A 21593-nucleotide genomic window follows, 5' to 3' on the forward strand; every position below is an offset into this window, starting at 1 on the left:
TTTTGTCGCCCGCTGGGCTTAAGTAAACGCTGGCTTCAAAACTGACGCGTCAAGTTTCCCCAAACCAGTGCCTGACGCGAAACCACAAAATCAATTGTTAAAACTGAACCTGTGGGCGGTGTCGATGCGCTGCGGCCGGTGTGCCTTGGTGCAGGGGCCTCCATTCACAGTGCCACCACCGAGTTGATGAGTGATTGCGAATTTTTTTGAAATGGTTGTCCAATTCGCGAGCGGGACGGCAGACCTGATATGTGATGACGATTGAAACCAACAAAATCGATAGCCATGAAGAATTCATGCGGCGTTTTTTGGAATGCCAGCGGGGGTTGTTGCGGTATGTGATGTGCTTTGTACCCAATGCCCATGATGCGCGTGACATTGTGCAGAACACGGCCGTCGCGCTTTGGAAGAAGCACGACCAATACGACGCCGCCGAGCCCTTCATGCCCTGGGCCTGTCGGTTTGCGCTCAACGAGACGCGGATGTTCATGCGGACCGACCAGCGTTGGAAGCATTTTCTGGACGACGAAACAATGAATGTGCTGGCCAGTCGTCGCCGGGAATTGGCGAACGAATTGGATGAACGGCGGATTCATTTGCGCGAATGTGTGCGGAAACTGCCGCCGCACCAGCGGTCGATCGTGGACAACTACTACTTTGGCGATCACTCCATCGAACAACTCGCCGAGTCAACACAGCGGAGTGTGCAGGCGATCTACAAGGCCTTGCAACGCATTCGGTCATCGCTGATGCAATGTGTTCAGCGACGGCAAGACGCTGCGTTGGGAGCGGAGAGATGAACGAAGATTTGCAGAATCTAATTTCGCGAGTTTGCGATCACCAGGCGACCGAATCCGAGCTGGCTCAGTTGGCCCAGCGGTTGCGAAGCGACGTCAGCGCCCGCGACGAATACCTGCGATATGTCGACCTGCACGCGGCGCTTTGCGACGAAGCGTTGCCGACCTTTGAATCAGACATTGTCGACTACCGCACTGATCCGCACCGCACTGATCTACACCGCGGTGTCCTGGCGCAAACAGGCAGCCACAATCACAGCGAGACAAGAGCGGCGCTCGGTTGGATTGCTACTGCGGCGGCGATCCTGATTGCAGTTGGATTCGGCTTTCTGGCGCTCCGTCGCCCGGCGGTGGAAATGCCCAATCGCAATAGCGTTACCGTTGCGGCGGTGCCCGCGATCGCGACGATGCTACTGTCGGATGATTGCCGCTGGCAGGGCGGGGGATTTAGCGAAGGCCAACGACTAAACCCCGGTCGTGTCGGACTCGATCAGGGGACAGCGGTATTGCGTTTTGATGGTGGCGCGGAATTGGTATTGGTGGGACCGGCTACGATCGATTTGCAGACGTCGACCAGTGTGCTGGTGCACTTGGGTGACGTGGTGGTCCGGGCAACCGACGGGGCCGAGGGGTTCGTTGTGCTGACGCCGACCAGCGAAGTGATTGATCTTGGTACCGAATTCGCGGTCAAGGTCCGTCGCAGTGGGGCAACGGAGGTTCATGTGATGGACGGGGAAGTCAGTTATCGCGGAATCAACGCGGCACAAGAACTGACCGAGATCTTGCATGCCGGCCAGGGAGTCATGATCGATCCTCAGGGCCGTCCCACCGCCGTACCGATGAACTCGCCGCGGTTCCAGGATTTCGTCAATCGTGTGAATCCAGGCTCACGGGCTGACCTGCTGATTGCCTACGAGGGATTTAATTATTCGCCCGGCGTGTTGCCGCTGACGGAGAGCACTGTCGGCAAAGGATGGGCGGGACCGTGGCGAAAACGCAGCGACCAAGAACGAACCATTCCAAGCACCGATGATTCACCCGATGATCTTGAAATTGTGCATGGCCAGATGAACGTGACCTGGCCGGTGCCGGGTGGGCGACTGGGGATGTTGAAGCTGCCAGGTGACAACGTCTACTACGTGCGGCCTCTCAAGCGGACCATCGACCTAGATCACGATGGCGTGACATTTTTCTGTCTGATGGTTCGGGAAACCCAGCGGCGCATGGACTCCGATCAACCCAAGGAACGTTTGCGTCTGACATTTCGCTCATCGCGTGACTACCGGACCCAGGCGATCAGTTTTGGCCATGGCCCGGGTTACCGTCCCACGGTCCAAACCGGCGACGGGGTGGCCCACACCAGTCCAATCCTGTTGCCGGCCGAACAGACCACGCTGTGGATCGGAAAAATCGTTTCACGAAAACAGGGTGAAGACGAAATCTATTTCCGGGTCTATGGCGAATCCGACGTGTTGGACTATGCCGAACCGGCAACCTGGCATGTCGTCACTCGGGGCGTGAATTTGGACGCCCATCTGGATTTGGTGCTACTTAGCAGCGTCGGAAAAACCGCTCGATTGATCGATGAACTACGGATTGGTCCGACGTGGCGTAGCGTGGCTCCGATATTGGAGAGCAAAGAATGAGAAACCTTTCAACGTTCGTTTTTGTGATGGTGGCGGCGGCACAGTGTGCGTCTGCGTTGCCGGCGCGCGGCGACCAGTCGCTACAACCGGCGATTGGCGGTGCATTCTTGCAGCAGCATTGCAATCACTGTCATGACGATGCAACGGCCGAGGGCGGATTGGATCTGGCGAACTTGAAACTGGATGCCGATGATCCGGCGAACCTTGCCAAGTGGGCGCGAATTCACGACCGAGTGGATGCTGGTGAAATGCCCCCAGCAGACGAACCACGACCGGACGACAGCGAGGTGTCTGAATTTGTTGCTCTGACCCGAGCAACGCTGAGAGACATATGGAAACAACGTTACGCCACGCGGGGCCGTGTCGGTGGTCGACGGCTGAACCCGGTGGAGTATGAATACACACTGCGTGATTTGTTGGCAGCGCCCTGGTTGGAATTGAAAGAGATGCTGCCGCCCGACCCGGAAGCTCACGGATTCGACAACGTCGCCGAAGCACAAGAGATCTCGTATGTGCAGCTCGCACGCTATCTGGACGCAGCCGAAGTCGCAATTGACGGCGCGATGCGATTGCGGCCCGCGCCAAAGCCAACGACCCTGCGAACTTGGTTTTCTGAGGAGGGGCGTTATCTTGGCAGAGACTGGAAGGAGCGTCTGGGAAGCCTAGACAATCGTCCCGAATGGACGTGGTTTTGGCAACAACCCAATAGTGCGCAAGCGCCGCGGCGAATTCGCAACACGTCGCAGCAAGTTCCCGGATGGTATCGCTTTCGTGTCCGCTGCCGTGCCGCACTTTGGGACAACGGCCAGTTGTTGCCGCCGCAAAAAGGCCAGGTCGCGTGGGTCAACACCGCCGCCAAACGTGTGCTCGCGAAATTCGATGTGCCAGAGGCAGAAGATGGCGGAATCGTGGAATTCATTGCCTGGCAACGACAAGATGAATTGCTGGAATTTTTCTGTGCGACGATGGACGATCGACAGGTTTCCAATCGCACCCAAAAGAAAGACGCTGTCTCGAAACGCAAGGCTCATGAAGAATTCATGGCGACCTATCGCGGGCATGGCATCGCGGTGGATTGGTTTGAAATCGAAGGTCCCTTTGCGGACGAATCGTGCGACCGCGATGCCGATCCACAACCTTGGCCAGCAGACAGCTATCGACGATTGTTTGGTGATCTGCCGATGCAGCCTTGGACCAAAGCCAGTGGGTTGCGACCTCCGGAACCGCTGAATTTGCCCGATCTGACAGCCAATAAACGCGGGCTGCGGGAAACGTTTCAGCTGCCGCCTGAGATGATGATGGTGGTTTCTGCAAATCCGCACGAGGATGCCGAGCGATTACTACGAAGCTTTTTAGAACGAGCCTACAGGCGGGTGCCGGAAGAATCTGAAGTACAGCGCTGTTTGGCATTTTCCAGTGAAGCAATCGAGCGCAAAGCGTGTTTTCAAGATGCCATGCGATTGGGTTACAAGGCCGCGCTCTGTTCACCGGATTTTTTGTATCTGCAAGAGATGCCAGGCAAGTTGGATGGGCGCTCTCTGGCATCGCGGCTCTCCTATCTGCTTTGGCGATCGCTTCCGGATGACGAATTGATCGCTGCCGCAGATTCCGGTGAACTGTTGACCGACACAGGATTGAAGCATCAGTTCGACCGAATGCTCCGCGATTCAAAATCACAGCGTTTCATCCGCGACTTCACCGGTCAATGGCTGGATCTGCGCAATGTCCATGACACCTCGCCGGACCCGTTGATGTTTCCAGAATACTTTTGTGACAATCATCTGGTTGAATCCGGTGTCGCGGAAACCGAACAGACGTTTGCCGAGATGATCCGCGCTAACCAGCCGATCCAGACGATTGTGCGATCCGAATTTGCGATGGTCAACGAACGGCTGGCCGAGTTGTATGGCATCAAGGACGTGCATGGGATGCAGATTCGGCCTGTCAGACTTTCCGCGGACACACCACGCTGTGGACTGTTGACTCAATCCAGCATCATGAAGGTGACCGCCAACGGGTTGACCACATCGCCAGTGCTTCGTGGCGTCTGGGTCATCGATCGAATTTTGGGCATGCCGCCGGCTCCTCCGCCACCGGGCGCCGGGTCGATCGAACCTGACACACGCGGTGCGACGACTGTCCGCGAGCAACTGGCCAAACACAGTCAATCCGAGTCGTGTGCCGGTTGCCATGCGTCGATTGATCCACCGGGATTTGCGCTTGAATGTTTCGACGTGATGGGCAGTTGGCGCGATCACTACCGCAGTCTTGGCACGGGTGATGACGTAGACGCAGAGGTTGCCTTGCGAAAAGTGAAGTACAAACAAGGCCCGCCGGTCGACGCTTCGGGCGTCACAAAGGAAGGACAGGTGTTTGAGAACATCTACGAGTTCCGTGACTACCTGGCCAACCAAGACGAACAGCTTGCTCGAAACCTGACCCGACGTTTGCTGACGTTCGCCACTGGTGCGGGCGTGTCGTTCGCTGATCGTGATGTCATTGAATCGATTCTGGATGAAAATTCCGAACAGGGCTATCCGATACGTTCCCTGTTTCAAGCGGTCGTGTTAAGCGAACTGTTTCGCAACAAATAACAAGCACCAACCAACCGACTAAGCCACAGAGACTTATCTATGAAACTTTCACAGCGTCATCTCAGCCGGCGTGCTGTTTTACGTGGTCTAGGCGTTGGCGTCAGCTTGCCACTGCTTGATGCAATGACGCCGGCATTGGCCGGACCTGACGCAGCGGTCAGTCCACAGCGATTGATCGCGATCCAAACCAACCAAGGGATTTTGCCGAAGTACTTCTTTCCGGTGGGAGAAGGGGCTGAATACGAACCATCGCCGTACCTGAAAATCCTGGACAAGTTCCGTCGTTCAATGACTGTTCTTTCAGGCGTCTCGCACCCGCAGGTCGATGGCGGACATGCTGCTGAGAAGTGTTTTTTGACCGCAGCCCCACACCCGGGGATTGGCGGATTTCGCAATTCTATCTCGGTCGACCAGTACGCCGCGTCGCGGATCGGACACCTGACACGATTTCCATCGCTCTCTCTGGCGGTCGGTACAAAGCAGAGCCTCTCGTACACGCAGTCCGGCGTTCAGATACCGGGCGAGGAGTCGCCGTCGCAATTATTTCGCAAGCTGTTCGTGCAAGGTTCAAAACAGGAGGTCGAAGCACAGGTCGCCAAGCTGCGAAGCGGACGCAGTATTTTGGATTCTGTCGGTGAACGGGCCCGCCAGTTGGGTCGCCGCGTGGGGCCCTCGGACCGCGAGAAACTGGACCAGTTTTTCGCAGGAGTGCGCGATTTGGAAAAGCGTCTGCACAAGTCCGAACAGTGGGAACAGCAACCGAAGACTTCCGTCGCGATGCAACCGCCGCGAGACTATGACGACCCCGGCGCGTTGATCGAGCGAACACGCGTGATGTTCGACCTTGCTCGGATCGCGATGCAGACCGATTCCACTCGCTTGATCTCGATCTACATCCATCAAAACGATGCCAAACCAAACATTGCCGGAGTCGACACGGGGACTCATCCGTTAACCCACCATGGCAACCAACCGGAGAAACTGGATCAGCTTCGTCGCATCGAGGAGGCTCAGTTCAGAGAGCTCGCAAACCTGTTAGGCGGATTGGCAGATTCAGATGCCGGATCCGGATCGCTGCTGGATCAAACGTCCGTGATCTATGGCACTTCGCTTGGCAATGGCAACTCACACGCGAACAATAATTTGCCGGTGCTGATTGCCGGCGGCGGTTTTCGCCACGCCCAGCATCTTGCCCTTGGTGGCAGATACGACTACCCGCTGCCAAACCTGTTCGTCAGCGTGTTGCAACGCATGGGAATCGAGACCGACCAGTTCGCAACCAGTACCGGCACGATGCGGGGATTGGAATTTGCATGAGATCAGCTCAGCGGGCTGTCATCCGCTGGGAAGCAGCTGTATTTCCCCGGAATGATTGCGCCCGCTTGACTGTGTGTGGCAACCGATGAACTTCCTTTCAACAAAAAACCCGTTATGAATCGATGGCCTGGTATTTCTCAATTTCGACTGGACGGCAACGTCGCGATCGTCACCGGTGGTTCCAAAGGACTGGGGGAGACGATGGCCGCCGGGTTGGCGTCCGCTGGTGCAAATCTATTGCTGGTCAGTCGCAACGAAGACGAAGCGAAAGCGGCTGCAGCGACGATCAGCGATGAATACGCCGTCAACGCGACTGGCATGGCCGCGGACGTCTCCTGCGAAGATCAAGTCACGGGCATGGTGGCACGTTGCATGGAAGAATTTGGTCGCATCGACATCCTGATCAACAACGCGGGAATCAATATCCGCGGTCCGATCGACGAACTCTCATTGGAAGATTTTCGTAGCGTGCAACGCATCAATGTCGATGCGATGTGGCTGTGCTGTAAACACGTCTCCGCGGTGATGAAAGAACGCCGGTACGGCCGAATCATCAACATGGCCAGCACACTTGGGTTAGTCGGTTTGGCCAATCGGACTCCGTACGCAACCAGCAAAGGTGCGGTCGTACAGATGACCCGGGCCTTGGGTTTGGAACTCGCTACCGACAACATCACGGTCAATGCCATTTGCCCAGGCCCCTTTTTGACCCCCATGAATGTGCCGATTGCGGAGAGCGAAGAGGCAAAGAAGTTCATTGTTGGCGCCACGGCGTTGGAACGCTGGGGCGAACTGAATGAAATTCAAGGCGCCGCCATCTTCTTGGCCAGTCCGGCGTCAAGTTACATGACCGGCAGCCTGTTGACCGTGGATGGAGGCTGGACGGCACGGTAGAGATCCGATCAATCGACCAAGCCCCTGCGATTGCAACTTTAACCTTAGGCGACGAAGCACGATGAACAAAATCGACCGACGCTCAGCCATCACACAGTTGGGCGCTCTGACCGCCGGGGTCGCATTGGCTGATGAAACACTGGCTGAGGAAACATGGGCTGACAAAACACTGGCCGCTGATTCGAAACCCACGACCGGACTGGGGATCGTGATGTACGACTGCAAATTGCGGCGCAGTTTAATGAAAGAGCAGGACGGTTCGTTTGATCTCTACCACCCATTTTCATTTCTCAGCCACTGTCGGTCGCTAGGTGCCGGCGGCGCCCATCTGGCACTGGGCGTGATGAGTCCGGTTGAGGCCGGGAGATTTCGCGAGCAGGCCGAGCAGTATGGAATGTTTGTGGACGCAATCGTGAGCCCACCTGGCGACGAAAACGATCTGCAACGTTTCGAGGCAGAGATCAAAACCGCCAGCGAGGTGGGCGTGCAATCCGCCAGGACCGTCATCATTCCCGGACGCCGTTACGAACGATTCAAGACCTTTGAAGCGTTTCAGGAGTTTGAGCGTCGTGGCCGGCGGATGGTCGAAATTGCGACACCGATTGTCGAGCGTCATCGTGTTCGGTTGGCGATTGAAAACCATAAGGACCAACGAATCGAGGATCGCTTGCGTCTGTACGAACACATCGACAGTGAATTCGTTGGTGCCTGCGTTGACACCGGAAACAGCTTTGCCTTGCTCGATGATCTTTACGGATCGATCGAAGCACTCGCTCCCTACGCATTTTCAGTTCACTTCAAAGATCAAGCAATCACCCACTATGACGATGGTTTCTTGTTAGGCGATATTCCGCTCGGCCAAGGAAGTTTCGATTTGAAACGAATGGCCGCGATCCTGAAAGCGAAGAAACCGGAACTGTATTTTTCGCTTGAGGTCATCACCCGCGACGCATTGAAGGTGCCGTGTCTGACCGACCAATACTGGCAATCGGTTCCCGAGGCGAGCGGTAGTGATTTAGCACGCACATTGCGGTTTGCACGTGATCACCAGGCGGGCGGACAGACGATCAGTTCGCTGCCATTGCCAAAACAGGTCGAAATCGAAGACACCAATATCAGCGCAAGTTTGCAGTATGCGGCTCAGGAGCTTGGACTATGAAACTCTCCCGTCGACAGTGGCTTTCATCCGGCTTTGTCGCCGGTGCCGGGTTGTCTGCTAAAGGTTGGACGTCACTGGTTCGGGGCGACAGTCCCGCCAGTCGGATTCGTGTCGGTGTGATCGGAACGGGGGTTCGCGGCAAGTCATTGATCGGCGACCTGCCAGCGTCGGCGCAGGTGCAAGCGATTTGTGATTGTGCGACCTCGCGCATGGCGGAAACGCTGCAACCGACCGGGAAATTCAAAACGGTGTTGGCCAGCTTTCAATCGGAACGGGCCGCTGATTGTTCGACGCACCAAGACTATCGCCGCATGTTGGACGTCGCCCAACTTGATGCCGTCATCATCGCGACACCCGATCATCATCATGTCCAGGCGGCGATGTTGGCATTGCAAGCGGGTCTGGATGTCTATCTGGAGAAACCGCTGTCGGTCACGATTCGCGAAGGACGTTTGCTGGCCGATGCCGTCCAAGCGACCGGGCGAGTGTTGCAAGTGGGCAGTCAACAACGATCGATGGAAATGAACCGGTTTGCATGTGAATTCATTCGTGATGGTGGCTTGGGAAAGGTTTCGCATGTCGACTTTCCCAATTTCCCAGGGCCGATGACTGCGCCATCCTTTGACGCGCAACCCATTCCGAACGGATTGGACTGGGAATTGTTCCTGGGTCCCACGGCGCAGCGACCACATCACCGAAAGCTATGGGTCAAAGACGAATTCAAAGTCGGTGATTTGATGTGGCGTGGATGGGATTTGTTTCGCGACTATTCGGGACATTTAATGACCAATTGGGGCGCCCACAACATCGACATGGTGCAATACGCGCTGGGTATGGATCGTTCGGGACCGGTCCGCATTGAACCGATTCGAAACATTTCGGAACCCGCATTGGCATCCGATTGGAAAACGAAATGGTTTCGCAAGACTCCCTATCCAAGCGGACGATTCGCCGACGATCGACGTTTCATGCCCGTGAAAGTCACTTATGCCAATGGAGTCACGCTCCGTCTTTTGCCCGGCATTAAGGAAACCACTTTTTACGGAGAACGCGGATCAATGCGGATCAGCCGCAATCGTTTCAAATGTGATCCACAGGGTCTGGTCAAGAACGAGCCGGATCCATCCGCCGCAACGCTGTGGGAAGGAGAGGGAATCGTTGCCCGGCCGCACCTACAGAACTGGATCGACTGTATCGCGTCTCGCCAAAAACCACATGCATCGGTCGAAATCGGGCACCGTACGGTAACCGTGTGTCATCTGGTCAACATCGCCCGAGAACTTGATCGCGCGCTCCAATGGGATCCGGATCAAGAACAGTTTGTCGACGACAGGGAAGCTGATTCATTGCTGGATCGACCGCGTCGTGAACGCTTTGAGCTTCCCAGGATCACCTAATCGGATCGTCAGTGACCTCGCGTCCCCTCCGACGGCAACTTTTTCGTAAACTAGCGGGAAAGGAAACCAGCCGAGGTGATGCAACTGATGGAATTGATTCGCGATTTGATTGCCGACAGCCCGATTCTGCCTCTCTTTTTGGCCGTTGCGATCGGCTACGGGATTGGTCGAATTCGCATCGGTCCCTTTTCACTCGGCGGTCTGGGCGGGACCTTGGTGGCAGCCATCTTGATTGGCTTGGTGGGTGTCGACGTCGACGAAAACATCAAGACGATTGCGTTTGCTCTGTTTATCTATTCACTTGGCTATGTCAGCGGTCCACAGTTCTTTGGCAGCCTGGGCAGAGAGACCTTGGGGCAGGTCCACCTTGCCCTGTTTTCGACCCTCGTCATCTTCCTCACCATTTGGACGTTGGCGCAGATCTTTGATCTGGACAAGGGAACCGCAGCGGGGCTGCTGGCGGGCGCGACCACAGAATCGGCATCGATCGGAACCGCCAGCGAAGCGTTGCAAAATCTGGGTCTTGATGATGACCAGGTGCGACAATTGCAAAACAACATCGCTGTCACCTATGCCGTCACGTACCTGTTTGGCCTGATTCTGGTTGTCACTTTTTCCAGCCGCATCGCGCCCCGGTTGATGGGCGTTGGTGACCTGAAGCAGGCGGCCGCGGCGTTGGAGCAGAAACTTGGTGCGTCGACGCAGCTTGAGCCGGGGCAATTCGAATTTTTGCGTGACATGGTGGTGCGAGTCTATCGGGTCGACGAGGGATCCGGGGCTTCCCTGTCGATCGATGATGTGAGCGGACGGTTCAAACAGGCGGTGTCGATCCAAGCGATTGATCGTGGGGGACAGACACTGGTGGTCACGGGTTCGTTGCGATTGCAGGCCGGCGATTTGATCAGTTTGGTCGGGCTGCCGTCCGCCGTGGTGGCCGCCGGCAGGATGCTCGGCAGTGAATCGACCGACACGCGGTTGGCCGAGGGACTGGTCGGCGAGATTCGTGATGTCGTCGTCACCCGCGAGGACCGAAGCGGTAAAACGGTGTCGATGCTGCGCGAAGAAATCTCGCCCGTAGCACCGCACGGTGCCTTTGCAATTCGACTGACTCGTTTGAATCGCGAGATTCCCATTCACCCCCGCACGGAAGTTCAGCGGGGCGACGTGGTGCGCTTGATCGGACTGCCGCAATCAGTGGACCGAGTCACCGAGGAACTCGGGTATGCCCTCGAGCCGAGCGACGCGGTGGATTATGTCTTTTTGGCGTTGGGGATCATCGCCGGAATACTTGTTGGTGACTGCACTGTCTCGATCGCCGGATCACCGATTTCATTGGGAATCGGCGGCGGTTGTTTGATATCGGGACTGGTCTTCGGATGGTTCCAGTCCCGGATTCGGTCGATTGGAAACTTGCCACCGGCCACCGCGTTGCACTTGCGTGATTTCGGATTGGCAATTTTCATCGCCAGCGTCGGTTTGGCGGCGGGTCCCCAAGCGTGGGATGTCATCGGTGAGAGGGGCCTGATGTTGCCAGTGCTATCGATCATCGTCGTGATGGTGCCGATGATTGCTTCGATGATTTATGCCCGAAAGGTCGTTGGGATGGACCCCGTCCTGGTCACCGGCGCTCTGGGTGGGCTGTTGACCTGCACCGCAGCGCTTAACGCGGCTGCGGCGGAGGCAGAGAGTGAGATGCCGGTGTTGGGCTACACGGTTCCCTATGCCATTTCCAACGTGCTGTTGACACTGCTGGGGCCGGTCATCGTGCTGACGGTTTAGCGACTGTCCAACCACGCTCTAGCTGGCTGACCGCTAGGCGAGTGCTTTTGAAAACAGTGCCAACTGCCGCCCCCAAGCCTTTTCGGCTTGATCCGGGTTGTGCACCCGCGTGTCCGGCGGGCACCAGCCATGCCCCGCCGGGTAGACCTCGATTTCGGCCGACAGGTTGGCTTGTGCGAACGATTGTTTCAGCACGTCCTTTGCATCGGGGTCACGCTGATCATCGTTTTCCGCGATCGCGATCAGGAACTGCGCTTTCATCTCGGGGATCAACAGGTGAGGGCTGTCCGGAGCATCGCTCACCAATCCGCCACCGTGAAACGTCGCCGCGGCGCCGACGCGGTCAGCGACAGCCGCCGCGGTACGAAAGACGATCGGACCGCCCATGCAGTAGCCCGTCGTGCCGACTTTTTTGTTTTTGTCGACCTGCGGCTGGGTGTCCAACCAAGCAATAAACGCTTTGGCGTCTGTCGTCTGTGTGGCCGGCGTCAATGATTGTGCCAACGGACGTACGTCTGAAATCGGCGTGTTGGCACCATTGGCCGCGGTGGGCGCTCGCTTGGTTCGATAAAACGGGTTGACTACCAACACGCTGTAGCCTGATTCAGCCAGCCGTTTACCCATCTGGCGAAATGCCGGTCGCAATCCAAAGATATCCGGCCAAACCAGCACGGCTGCGTGAGCGCCGCTGGAGGGCGTCACAAAATAGGCATCGCAGTCGCCGTCGGGAGTGGTGATGTTCACATCGCTTTCGCTGACTTCGGCCGCATTGGCGGAACGGGGCAGCATGGCTGCACCGACACCCACCGCGGCGAGCGCGCCGATGTCTCGGCGAGAGTACTTTTTTAGGTCTTCTTCAAAGTGGTCTTGGTCGCACATAGAACGCCTGGTTGGTTAGTTGAGGATCAGTCTTGATTCGGGCCTTTGCTATTTTAGCTCCGCATCAATGATTTCAATGCCGTGACGCGACAGATAGCTTGCGTTTGGAGACCCAGGATCGTGACGTGATTTTTCATAATGATACACCTGTTCATTTTTCAGCGTCGCGACGGTCGTGCTTTGAGTCGACTGGACGAAGCGATATCGCCACGACGATTCTTTCTGCGTCGCAGCGCATTCGATCAAAATCAGTAGCTCGGGGTCGGTGCCAACCACATACGCGAACAGGCCAGCGTCGTAGTCCGTTATCGTCTCGTCACTGCGGTAGAGCGGTTGGGGCAACAACCGCAGGTCGCGTTTGCCTCGACTCGCTTCGTCGGTGTAAGCGCTGAACTGGCGAGCAAGATTGCGCATTTGCAATAGCCTGGCGGCGCGATTGGATGCCGGCGCGGGAGCCGTTTCGAAGGCGTGCCAACTGGATTTTTCACTGGGAGTCGGTTGCCAGAACACCTCACCGTTTCGGCGCCCAGTCACCTGCCGGTCCGACAGCGTTGTGAACACGTGACACAAACTGCGGATGTCGTCACCGATCAGGTAGGAAAAGAGTTGTCCGACAACAATCGGCCTTCCCTCGTTCTCCCAGACGAATGTGGAACCGTTGATTTGCCCTTGCTCCAACGGATTTGTCCAATTCACGATCGCTTCCGGTTTCAAGACCAACGGCGACTGCTGGTCGGCCAGAACCAGTTCATAGTCCTGCTCCGCGCGTCGTTGATAGTAGTCTTTCCAAGCCGTTTGCGCGCTGGCAACCGATTGCAACCCAACAAAAATCAATGTGGCGATGAAAAGACGATGGCTATTCATTCAAGCTGCTCCCAATCGTGATGGAAAATTCACATGCCGATCAAAAGCTAAAGTTTAGACGATTTGTCTGCCTCCTGCAGTCGCCTTTGTCGCTGGCCATAGCCATGCCGATTGCCGTCTAGAAACGCCAACCCAAACCGGCATTGGAGAAAAAGTTGGGTGACTGTTGGTTGAGTCCCCAGCCGACTCGCACACCGACTTCGACATCGGATGTGATCAAGTAATGTGCACCGGGACTGATAAAATACTGAGCCGTCTCCTGAGCGCGACCTTCGGAGTAAATGCCAAAGTACTCCAGGTGTGCTTTCCATTGATCACCGATTGGAATTTTCACGACTGTCGAGGGTGACCAGACATTGAACTGGTCTTCGTCCAAACTGCTGGTGCTGTAGCGGATCGCGGAGTCGAGCAACAGGCTGCTGGGCAATTCCCAACCAAAGATGTAGGTCGCCGAGATCTGGGTGTCGCTGGTGTCACCGCTGGTCGGTGTAAACCCCTGCAGCAACACTGAACTCGCCGGGACCCAGCCCTCCTGATCCAGCAACAGTGCCTTCATTCCATACAGCATTCTCGATTCACGTTCGAGTTCCGCTTCGTCGGGTAGCACAATGACCGAGTTGCCTGACACCGGGTTGCCGGCGCCGCCGACTTCGTAGTTCCAGCCAAACCGTAATTCCAGATTCTCGCCGATACCGCGTCGCAGCAGCACTTCAGGAAAGCTGTGCGTTTCCGGAACACTGCGGTTGTCGATGAACGAATAAGCCGCTTCGAGAATCCAGCGTCCCGGACCGGCGGTGGTGGTCGCCGGTGTGAACGAATCCCGGTCCGTTTCGATCTCGTCCGTTGCCGTTCCACCAAATCCCTCCCCCTGTGCCAGGCAGCGGGGTTGCATGCCACACAACAGGCACAAGCAGCTGAAAACGAGTGTGATTCTGGTTGACAGAGCGGACATTTGAATCGTGTCTCTTGTGGTCCGGTGGCAGAAGTTTTCGTTCACCAATAGTGGCAGATATCGACTGGATCCGTTGACCCACTTGATGTGTTTCCTGGCAGCGACATGACATCCGATTTCGATGGGAGCAATGAAATTGGTAAACTAGACCAGTTGTGACGGTGCTGGCGAATGGTTCTGTCGGAATGCACTGCTGCACCGGATACGACGATTAAACTCATTGTCTGAGAAAATCACCGTTGGACTCTCCAGGGAGGGAAAGTCTCATGCAGCCAGCTCAAGCCAGGGCAACCGTTCGCACAGCGACTCTGCGCGGTGCAATGTTGATGCTATTCAGCCTGTGCTTGTTCACTAGCATGGCCTGCACGCAGATGACCACTTGCAGCAGCTGGGTGAAGAACGGTCTGAAAGTCGGTCCCGAATACTGTCGTCCTTCGGCACCGCTGGAGCCACAATGGATCGACATGCAATCCGAGCCACGTTTGATCGACGAAACGGCCGACATCGCCAACTGGTGGCGTCAGCTGGGCGACCCGACGCTGAATGGTCTGATCGAAATGGCCTATGCGCAAAACCTGACAATCCGTCAGGCTGGCACACGAATTCAACAGGCGGAAGCGATCCGCGGCATCGCGGTTGGCAACCTGTTTCCCCAGGTTCAACAAGCTGTTGGTGATATCCAATCGATTCGAACCAGTGAAAACATTGCCGTCCCATCGCCGGTACGGCGGTTCGGCCAACATGATCTGGGAATGCAGGCCGGATGGGAGCTGGATTTCTGGGGCCGCTTTCGTCGCAGTGTCGAAGTCGCCGATGCCCAACTCGATGCGTCCATCGCCGGCTATGACGAAATCACCGTGTTGTTGCTGGCCAACGTCGCCGCCAGCTATGTAGAAATCCGCACCGTTCAAGAACGATTGCAGATCGCCCGAACCATCATTGAGTTCCAGCAGGGAAGTTTGGCGATTGCTCAGGCCCGCTACGCCGCAAATCAAACGAACAAGCTAGATGTGCTTCAAGCCCAAAACAATATCGACGTCACTCAAGCAGCAATCCCGGCGTTGGAATCACAATTGCGGATGGCGAATAACCGACTGTGTGTCTTGCTGGGAATCCCCCCTCAAGATTTGGTTGCCGAGTTGTCGCCGGGTTCGATCCCCACGGTCTCGCGTTCCGTTCAAGTCGGCGTTCCGGCGGACTTGTTGCGAAGGCGGCCCGACGTCCGGCGCACGGAACGTTTGATGAAGGCTCAGAGTGAGCAAATTGGTATCGCCGAAGCCGAGTTGTATCCGCACATTTCACTGGTCGGATCATTTGAGTGGGAAGCCGAATCGTCAGACGACTTGTTCGACTCCGGTAGCATTTTCGGATTGATTGGCCCCGGTTTCAGTTGGAATGTTTTGAATTATGGCAGACTGCGCAACGGCATCGAGTTTGAACAGCAGCGGTTTCGGGAAAGCGTCTACAACTATCAACAGACAGTATTGACGGCCCAGCAAGAAGTCGAAGATGCCATGATCGGCTTTCTCAAAGCCCAGGAACAAGCTGATGAATTGGCTGATGCGGTCGCGCAGGTCAACGAAGCTGAAAAGATTGCCGAGACGCTGTACCAAACGGGAGCAACGGATTTCAACCGAGTGTTCGTGATCCAGGCGTTCCAGTTCGCGCAGCAAGATGATCTTGTGGTCAGCCGTGCCAGTGTCGTTTTCAACCTGATCAATCTCTACAAATCACTCGGCGGCGGCTGGCAAATCCGTTGCCCCACGGGGCAGGACAATGTCCCGTTGGCAGCCTACTCCGACCAAGCCGATGGCGGAATGATCGGCGAGATCCCCGAGATTGAAGAGGATGATTCGCGAAGCGACATAGGGGTTGAACCTAAAAATCCCAGTGATGCACCGCCGACCACCACTGCGCCACCCAAATCAACCCAACCGGAAAACCAGCGTCTCAAAGAATTATTGGACGCTGACGTCAACGACAAACCCAGTTCCCCCAGCGACGACCAACAGCGCCTCAAAGAGCTACTCGAACAAGACCTGTAAAAGGGGAAGGGGGTTTTATTGGTCGGTTGATGGCGTAACGGGATTGCTTTTAGGCCATTGAAAGTGACGTAGTCCAAACTCGGGCATGATGGCGATGACGTGATCAAACACATCGGCCTGTATCCGTTCGTATTCGTTCCAGTCTTGGACTTTGGAAAACACGTACAACTGGATCGGCAACCCATCGGGGCCGGGTGGGAGTTGGCGGACAATCACCGTCATGTCGCTTCGCATGTCGGGATGGTGCAGGAGGTACTGTTCGAGATAGGCACGAAATGTCCCCAGATTGGTCAGTCGACGTTTGTCGGCTGCTGACCATTCGGAGCCATCGGGTTGAGTGCTTCCAAGTTGAGTGTTGAAGTCGGTCAGCTGATTTTCTTTAGCCGCAAAATAGTCACGCAACAGTTGCATTTTGCTAAGTCTGGCATGCATCTGGTCATCTAAGAATCGAATCCCATCCATGTCGATGGCGATCGAACGCATGATTCGTCGCGAGCCGGATTCTTTCATGCCCCTCCAGTTGCGAAAGCTTTCACTAACCAACGCATAGGAGGGGATGGTTGAAATCGTCTTGTCAAAATTTTGGACCTTGACCGTGGTGAGGCCGATGTCGGTGACCACGCCATCGGTTCCGAATTGTGGCATTTCGATCCAGTCGCCGATCCGCAACAAATCATTGCCAGCGAGTTGAATCCCGGCCACAAATCCCAGGATCGAATCTCGGAAGACCAGCACGAGGATGGCGGTCATTCCCGCCATACCGCTTAGCAGCACGGTGACCGAGACATCGAACAGGACCGAAACAATGAAGATGCAGCCGACAACCCACAGCACGATTTGAGCCGCCTGGCTGGCGAATCGCAACGAGACACCAGACGGCAACCGTTCGTCAACGATCACGTCACTTCCAGCCCGCAGCATCGCGTTGAGGGCGATCACAACCACGATCACCATATAGGATTCGATTAGATTCTTGACGAGCGCCAGGAAATCGGGGTGCTGATCGAGCGCATACGGAACCAACGCGTAAACGGTCAAAGCAGCGATCACATGGGCACTGCGGCGAGCGACCAAGCGTTGACGAATCGCTTGGACCCATTGGATATGCTTTTCGACGGCGAGTCGAGCAATGATCGATGGCACCAGCGATCGAATGGCCCAACTCGCCATGCGATCCACTGCGAACGCGATCAGCAAGACGACCAGAAAGCCGGTCGCGGCGGTCAACAACGAAGCAAGCTGTTCCGAGAGTCCAAGCTGTTGCTCGAGCTTCGCTTGAATGAACGATCGAATCGGTTGGTGAATCTCGAGCATAAAAAAAGGGGAAGGGGGTTTTATTGATCGCCAGTCGGTAAAGGTTGCACCCGCGGTGTTTTCGGTTGCTTCCTCGGACGCCCTCGAGGACGGATAGTCGACCACGTTCCGGTACGTTCGCAAGTCTCTTCAACCCACTCTTCACTCCCGAACGGACGGCCTCGCTTGACAGACATTCGAATTGCCTTGATCTCTTGCACGGAAAGCGGCGTGTTGACCCGAGTGGTCCACGCTTGGGTCCGTCGAATCGGCCAAGTAGAAATCAACTTTGGCTCTCGGTCACAATGGTGTTGCCAGCGGTGAAGCGAGCCAAACTTCCAGTCTTCAGCACGTTTAACGAGCTTGGCACGCAGGGCATTGCGTTCCACGTAACGGCAAACGGTCAAAAAGTGGGCATCGTCTTGAACGGGAAAGCTCTTGAAAGGTCCCTGATACAGGTGACCGCGCCCACGCGTCTGGTTGTGCGCGTGGTAACAGCAGCGTATGAGTCGACGCCAGCCATCCACCAAGTCTTCCCATGCTACCGTCTTTCCGCGGCCGTAGTACGAGGTGCCAATGATTTGGTAGTAAGCAAAACGCGAATAAATCGACCGGGTATTTCCCCAGTCCTTCGGCGAGAGTTCGCAGAAATGCTTCGTAGTCCTCGGCCTTGTGAAAAATCTCTTGTCGATTATTCCCGCGGTTGACGACGTGATAGATCTTCCCGGCCTCATCCGGCCGTTTGGTACGCGGCATGGTGATACTCTCCAATCGAGGTCAATCGAATTGACACCACGATATCGGCCTCGCAACAGCAATAAAACCCCTTTCCCCTTTTTAGGGAGCGGTGGTTGGGCCGCGGTGGATGGCTTCGCGGAGGGATTGGACCAGGCGAAAGAAGATTGGGATCAACAGCGTGCCGACGAGGGCCAGCATGAGAGTGCCGCCAAAGATCACCAGTCCCAGCGAAACACGGCCTCCGGCACCAGCGCCCGTAGCGGTGACTAAGGGGAAGACGCCGACGATGAATGCAATGCTGGTCATCATCACCGGACGGAATCGCAATCGCGCGGCTTTGACGGTCGCCGCTTGTAGATCAAGCTGGTCGCGTTCGCGGAGCATCTTGCCGAACTCGACGATCAAGATCGCGGTTTTGGCGGACAGCCCGACCAGCAGCACGAGCCCGATCTGTCCGTACAGACTGAGTGCTTGCCCACTTAACGTGAGTGCCAAGAAGGCTCCGAACATGGCGACCGGAATCGACAACAAAATGGCAATGGGAGTCACAAACGATTCGTACAACGCGGCTAGAAACAAGAAGGAGAAAACCAACGAGAGTGCAAACGCGATCGGTGCCATGTTCCCTGATTTGCGTTCCTCGTAGCTCTGCCCCGTCCACTCGTACTTGTATCCATCCGGCAGGTTAGAATCGGCAACCTGCTGCATAGCGTCCATCGCGTCGCCGGAACTGTATCCGTCGGCGGCATTGGTGACGCCGGTGATTGTCACCGAGTCATAGGTGTTGTACTTGTAGAGGATGTCTGGTCCAAACGACGGTTTCGCCGTGACAAAAACGCTGAGCGGGACTTGATTGCCCAAATTGTTTTGTACATACAGCGAACTCAGGTCTTGTTCGGTTTGCCGGAATTGCGAATCGGCTTGCAACATGACGTGATAGGACATGTTGTAAAGGTTAAAATCATTGACGTAGTAACCACCCAGTTGCGTCTGCAAGACGGTGAACACGTCGCTAATCGCCACGCCGAGCGTCTTGGCTTTGATGCGATCGATTTCCAGCGCGATCTGCGGCGTTGCGGATTGAAAGGTACTGAGGATTTGGCTGATTTCGGGACGCGCCGTTGATTCAGCAATCATCTGATTCATAGTCTCGCCCAACTTTTCGGCTCCCTGGCTGGTGGTGTCTTCGATGACAAAGGCGTTCCCGGCGATCACGCCCATCCCGGGGATGGCGGGGGCACCAAAGACCAGTGTGCGACAGGCAGGAATCTTGTTGAACAGATGTTGGTATTTGTTTTGTAAAAAGGCCTGTGTGGCATCGGGTGTCGTTCGTTCGGACCACGGCTTTAATTTGACGATCACCAGCCCCGTGTTGGGCTGCATTGCATGATTGACGGCACTGACGCCGTTGACCGACAGCACGTTTTCGATGTGTGGGTCTTTCTTCAATGTTTCCGTGATCTCGTCCATCACCAAGGTGGTCCGATTGAGTGATGCAGCCGGCGGCAACTGCACATCGACCAAAAAGAATCCCTTGTCTTCATCGGGCAGGAAACTAGCCGGTGTTAGAGAAGCCAGTCCATACAGGAGCGCAAATAGCCCGCACACGAGCGCAGAGCTCACCACCAAATGGTTGGTCATGCAGGTCACTGTTGCCAAGTATCCCTGTGTGATTTTGGCAAACACCGCGTCAAATCCGCGAACCAGCAAGTTCTTTCGATGTGAGCCGGGTTTTAAAATGATTGATGCCAGGGCAGGGCTAAGCGTCATTGCGTTGATCATCGAAATGATGACTGACACCACAATCGTCACACCAAACTGTTTGAACATCTGGCCGGTGATGCCAGGCAAAAACATGGTGGGAACGAACACGGCGGCCAACACCAACGACGTGGCAATGATCGGCGCTGAAACTTCTTTCATCGCTCGGCGAGTGGCTTCTTTGGCGTCGAGTTGATTTTCTTCGATCAACCGCTCCACATTCTCGACCACAATGATCGCGTCATCGACCACGATCGCGATCGCCAGTAGCAGCGCAAAAAGAGTGATCGTATTGATGGACATGCCAAAGGCGTAGAGCACCGCGACCGTCCCAATCAGAGAGACCGGTACAGCGATTGCTGGAATAACCGTCGCGCGGACGCTGCCGAGGAACAAATAGGTCACAACGATCACCAGCGCGATCGTGAATAGCAACGTGAGCACCGTTTCGCGCAACGATTCCTTGATGAACAAGGTGGTGTCGTGACCGATGGTGTATTCCAGTCCGTCGGGAAAATATTTCTCCAGCTCGGCGATTCTTGCACGGACCGCAGCGGCGACGTCGACCGCATTGGCTTCGGCCAATTTAAAAACGCCCAATAGGACGCCCGGCTGGTTATTGAATTCCCCAAATCCTTTGTAGGATTCGGCGCCCAGTTCGATACGGGCGACGTCGCGCAGTCGAGTCACTGCGCCAGCCGAGTCGGCCCGGATTACGATGTCGCCAAATTCTTCGGGCGAGTCCAAACGGCCTTTGGTCGTCAGTGCGTATTGAAACTGTGTCGAATCCGGGTTGGGAGGCCCGCCAAGCTGACCCACCGCAGCTTGCAAATTTTGCTCCTCGACCGCCCCGATCACATCGGCAACTGAGACATGGTGGCTTTTCAATTTCAACGGATCCAACCAAACCCGCATGCCGTAGTCGAGTGCCCCCAGGACTCTGGCGTCGCCGACTCCCGGAACGCGGCTGAGTTCACCTTCGAGTTGAAGGGTGGCATAATTGGACAGAAAGATTTCGTCAAAGCGATTGTCCGGTGAAAACAGATTGGCAACCATCAACAGGTCGGGCGACTGTTTTTTGACGACGACGCCACGTTTGCGAACGTCTTCGGGTAGTTCCGGCAGAGCCAACTGGACGCGGTTTTGCACATCGACCTGAGCCAGTTCGGAGTCTCGACTGATATCGAAGGTGACGGTCAGCAGGTAGACGCCGTCGCTGGACGATTTGGAGTCCATGTAGACCATGCCCTCGGCGCCGTTGACTTCGTTTTCAATCGGCGAAGCGACTGTGTCGTTGAGTGTTTCTGCGGTCGCCCCGGGGTACAGCGCGCGGACCGTGACCTTGGGTGGGGTGATGTCTGGGTATTGGTCGATAGGGATGACGCCCATTGCCAACAGCCCCATCAGCGTGATCACCAATGAGATGACAAACGCGAATCGTGGACGACGGACGAAAAGCAAATTGGTCATCGGGGCTG

Annotated in this window: 15 protein-coding genes; 9 read left to right on the top strand and 6 right to left on the bottom strand. The window is 55.9% G+C overall.

Annotated elements, in window-relative coordinates; translation table 11 throughout:
• The first annotated feature begins 254 nt into the window (after positions 1-254).
• The 8 genes from NHH03_RS20615 to aspT all read left to right on the top strand — a co-directional run bounded on the left by NHH03_RS20615 (position 255) and on the right by aspT (position 11583).
• Complete coding sequence (locus NHH03_RS20615; RefSeq protein WP_253159181.1) at positions 255-800, top strand: sigma-70 family RNA polymerase sigma factor; 546 nt, start codon at positions 255-257, stop codon at positions 798-800.
• Positions 797-2443, top strand: a complete 1647-nt coding sequence (locus NHH03_RS20620) for a FecR family protein (protein ID WP_253159183.1) — start codon at positions 797-799, stop codon at positions 2441-2443. Before NHH03_RS20615 ends, NHH03_RS20620 begins: the two co-directional genes overlap by 4 nt.
• Entirely contained in the window at positions 2440-5037 is a 2598-nt protein-coding gene (locus tag NHH03_RS20625; RefSeq protein WP_253159185.1) for a DUF1592 domain-containing protein, read from the top strand. Before NHH03_RS20620 ends, NHH03_RS20625 begins: the two co-directional genes overlap by 4 nt.
• Before the next feature lie 39 nt (positions 5038-5076).
• Complete coding sequence (locus tag NHH03_RS20630) at positions 5077-6354, top strand: DUF1552 domain-containing protein (RefSeq protein ID WP_253159187.1); 1278 nt, start codon at positions 5077-5079, stop codon at positions 6352-6354.
• 114 nt (positions 6355-6468) lie between these two features.
• Complete coding sequence (locus tag NHH03_RS20635; protein WP_253159189.1) at positions 6469-7248, top strand: SDR family NAD(P)-dependent oxidoreductase; 780 nt, start codon at positions 6469-6471, stop codon at positions 7246-7248.
• A gap of 61 nt (positions 7249-7309) precedes the next feature.
• The gene (locus tag NHH03_RS20640; RefSeq protein ID WP_253159191.1) at positions 7310-8407 is read left to right on the top strand and encodes a sugar phosphate isomerase/epimerase family protein; all 1098 of its coding nucleotides are present in this window, start codon (positions 7310-7312) and stop codon (positions 8405-8407) included.
• Positions 8404-9804, top strand: a complete 1401-nt coding sequence (locus NHH03_RS20645) for a Gfo/Idh/MocA family protein (RefSeq protein WP_253159193.1) — start codon at positions 8404-8406, stop codon at positions 9802-9804. Before NHH03_RS20640 ends, NHH03_RS20645 begins: the two co-directional genes overlap by 4 nt.
• A 78-nt stretch (positions 9805-9882) precedes the next feature.
• The gene (gene aspT / locus NHH03_RS20650; RefSeq protein WP_253159218.1) at positions 9883-11583 is read left to right on the top strand and encodes an aspartate-alanine antiporter; all 1701 of its coding nucleotides are present in this window, start codon (positions 9883-9885) and stop codon (positions 11581-11583) included.
• A 33-nt stretch (positions 11584-11616) separates the two neighbouring features.
• Here aspT and NHH03_RS20655 read toward each other — a convergent pair whose 3' ends face one another.
• The 3 genes from NHH03_RS20655 to NHH03_RS20665 all read right to left on the bottom strand — a co-directional run bounded on the left by NHH03_RS20655 (position 11617) and on the right by NHH03_RS20665 (position 14278).
• Complete coding sequence (locus tag NHH03_RS20655) at positions 11617-12462, bottom strand: dienelactone hydrolase family protein (protein WP_253159195.1); 846 nt, start codon at positions 12460-12462, stop codon at positions 11617-11619.
• Positions 12463-12510: 48 nt separating this feature from the next.
• Positions 12511-13326 (bottom strand): hypothetical protein, encoded by an 816-nt coding sequence (locus NHH03_RS20660; protein ID WP_253159197.1) that lies wholly within the window; start codon positions 13324-13326, stop codon positions 12511-12513.
• 118 nt (positions 13327-13444) lie between these two features.
• Positions 13445-14278, bottom strand: coding sequence for a transporter (locus tag NHH03_RS20665; RefSeq protein WP_253159199.1), 834 nt, complete (start codon positions 14276-14278; stop codon positions 13445-13447).
• Between the two features lie 266 nt (positions 14279-14544).
• On the opposite strand from NHH03_RS20665, the gene NHH03_RS20670 reads away from it, so the two are divergent.
• Positions 14545-16323: an efflux transporter outer membrane subunit gene (locus tag NHH03_RS20670; protein ID WP_253159201.1), complete on the top strand. Its 1779-nt coding sequence runs from the start codon at positions 14545-14547 to the stop codon at positions 16321-16323.
• 15 nt (positions 16324-16338) lie between these two features.
• Here NHH03_RS20670 and NHH03_RS20675 read toward each other — a convergent pair whose 3' ends face one another.
• The 3 genes from NHH03_RS20675 to NHH03_RS20685 form a co-directional block, all read right to left on the bottom strand.
• Positions 16339-17637, bottom strand: a complete 1299-nt coding sequence (locus NHH03_RS20675; protein ID WP_253159203.1) for a mechanosensitive ion channel family protein — start codon at positions 17635-17637, stop codon at positions 16339-16341.
• A 333-nt stretch (positions 17638-17970) separates the two neighbouring features.
• Complete coding sequence (locus NHH03_RS28240; RefSeq protein ID WP_315861476.1) at positions 17971-18372, bottom strand: transposase; 402 nt, start codon at positions 18370-18372, stop codon at positions 17971-17973.
• Between the two features lie 81 nt (positions 18373-18453).
• The gene (locus NHH03_RS20685) at positions 18454-21585 is read right to left on the bottom strand and encodes an efflux RND transporter permease subunit (protein ID WP_253159205.1); all 3132 of its coding nucleotides are present in this window, start codon (positions 21583-21585) and stop codon (positions 18454-18456) included.
• Positions 21586-21593: the final 8 nt, after the last annotated feature.

Source organism: Stieleria tagensis, from assembly GCF_024129865.1.
GTDB lineage: Bacteria > Planctomycetota > Planctomycetia > Pirellulales > Pirellulaceae > Stieleria > Stieleria tagensis.

Bases quoted from the DNA above. Each gene is read 5' to 3' on its own strand.
- NHH03_RS20615 (WP_253159181.1), top strand. From the start codon at position 255: ATGACGATTGAAACCAACAAAATCGATAGCCATGAAGAATTCATGCGG.
- NHH03_RS20620 (WP_253159183.1), top strand. From the start codon at position 797: ATGAACGAAGATTTGCAGAATCTAATTTCGCGAGTTTGCGATCACCAG.
- NHH03_RS20625 (WP_253159185.1), top strand. From the start codon at position 2,440: ATGAGAAACCTTTCAACGTTCGTTTTTGTGATGGTGGCGGCGGCACAG.
- NHH03_RS20630 (WP_253159187.1), top strand. From the start codon at position 5,077: ATGAAACTTTCACAGCGTCATCTCAGCCGGCGTGCTGTTTTACGTGGT.
- NHH03_RS20635 (WP_253159189.1), top strand. From the start codon at position 6,469: ATGAATCGATGGCCTGGTATTTCTCAATTTCGACTGGACGGCAACGTC.
- NHH03_RS20640 (WP_253159191.1), top strand. From the start codon at position 7,310: ATGAACAAAATCGACCGACGCTCAGCCATCACACAGTTGGGCGCTCTG.
- NHH03_RS20645 (WP_253159193.1), top strand. From the start codon at position 8,404: ATGAAACTCTCCCGTCGACAGTGGCTTTCATCCGGCTTTGTCGCCGGT.
- aspT (WP_253159218.1), top strand. From the start codon at position 9,883: ATGCAACTGATGGAATTGATTCGCGATTTGATTGCCGACAGCCCGATT.
- NHH03_RS20655 (WP_253159195.1), bottom strand. From the start codon at position 12,462: ATGTGCGACCAAGACCACTTTGAAGAAGACCTAAAAAAGTACTCTCGC.
- NHH03_RS20660 (WP_253159197.1), bottom strand. From the start codon at position 13,326: ATGAATAGCCATCGTCTTTTCATCGCCACATTGATTTTTGTTGGGTTG.
- NHH03_RS20665 (WP_253159199.1), bottom strand. From the start codon at position 14,278: ATGTCCGCTCTGTCAACCAGAATCACACTCGTTTTCAGCTGCTTGTGC.
- NHH03_RS20670 (WP_253159201.1), top strand. From the start codon at position 14,545: ATGCAGCCAGCTCAAGCCAGGGCAACCGTTCGCACAGCGACTCTGCGC.
- NHH03_RS20675 (WP_253159203.1), bottom strand. From the start codon at position 17,637: ATGCTCGAGATTCACCAACCGATTCGATCGTTCATTCAAGCGAAGCTC.
- NHH03_RS28240 (WP_315861476.1), bottom strand. From the start codon at position 18,372: ATGCCGCGTACCAAACGGCCGGATGAGGCCGGGAAGATCTATCACGTC.
- NHH03_RS20685 (WP_253159205.1), bottom strand. From the start codon at position 21,585: ATGACCAATTTGCTTTTCGTCCGTCGTCCACGATTCGCGTTTGTCATC.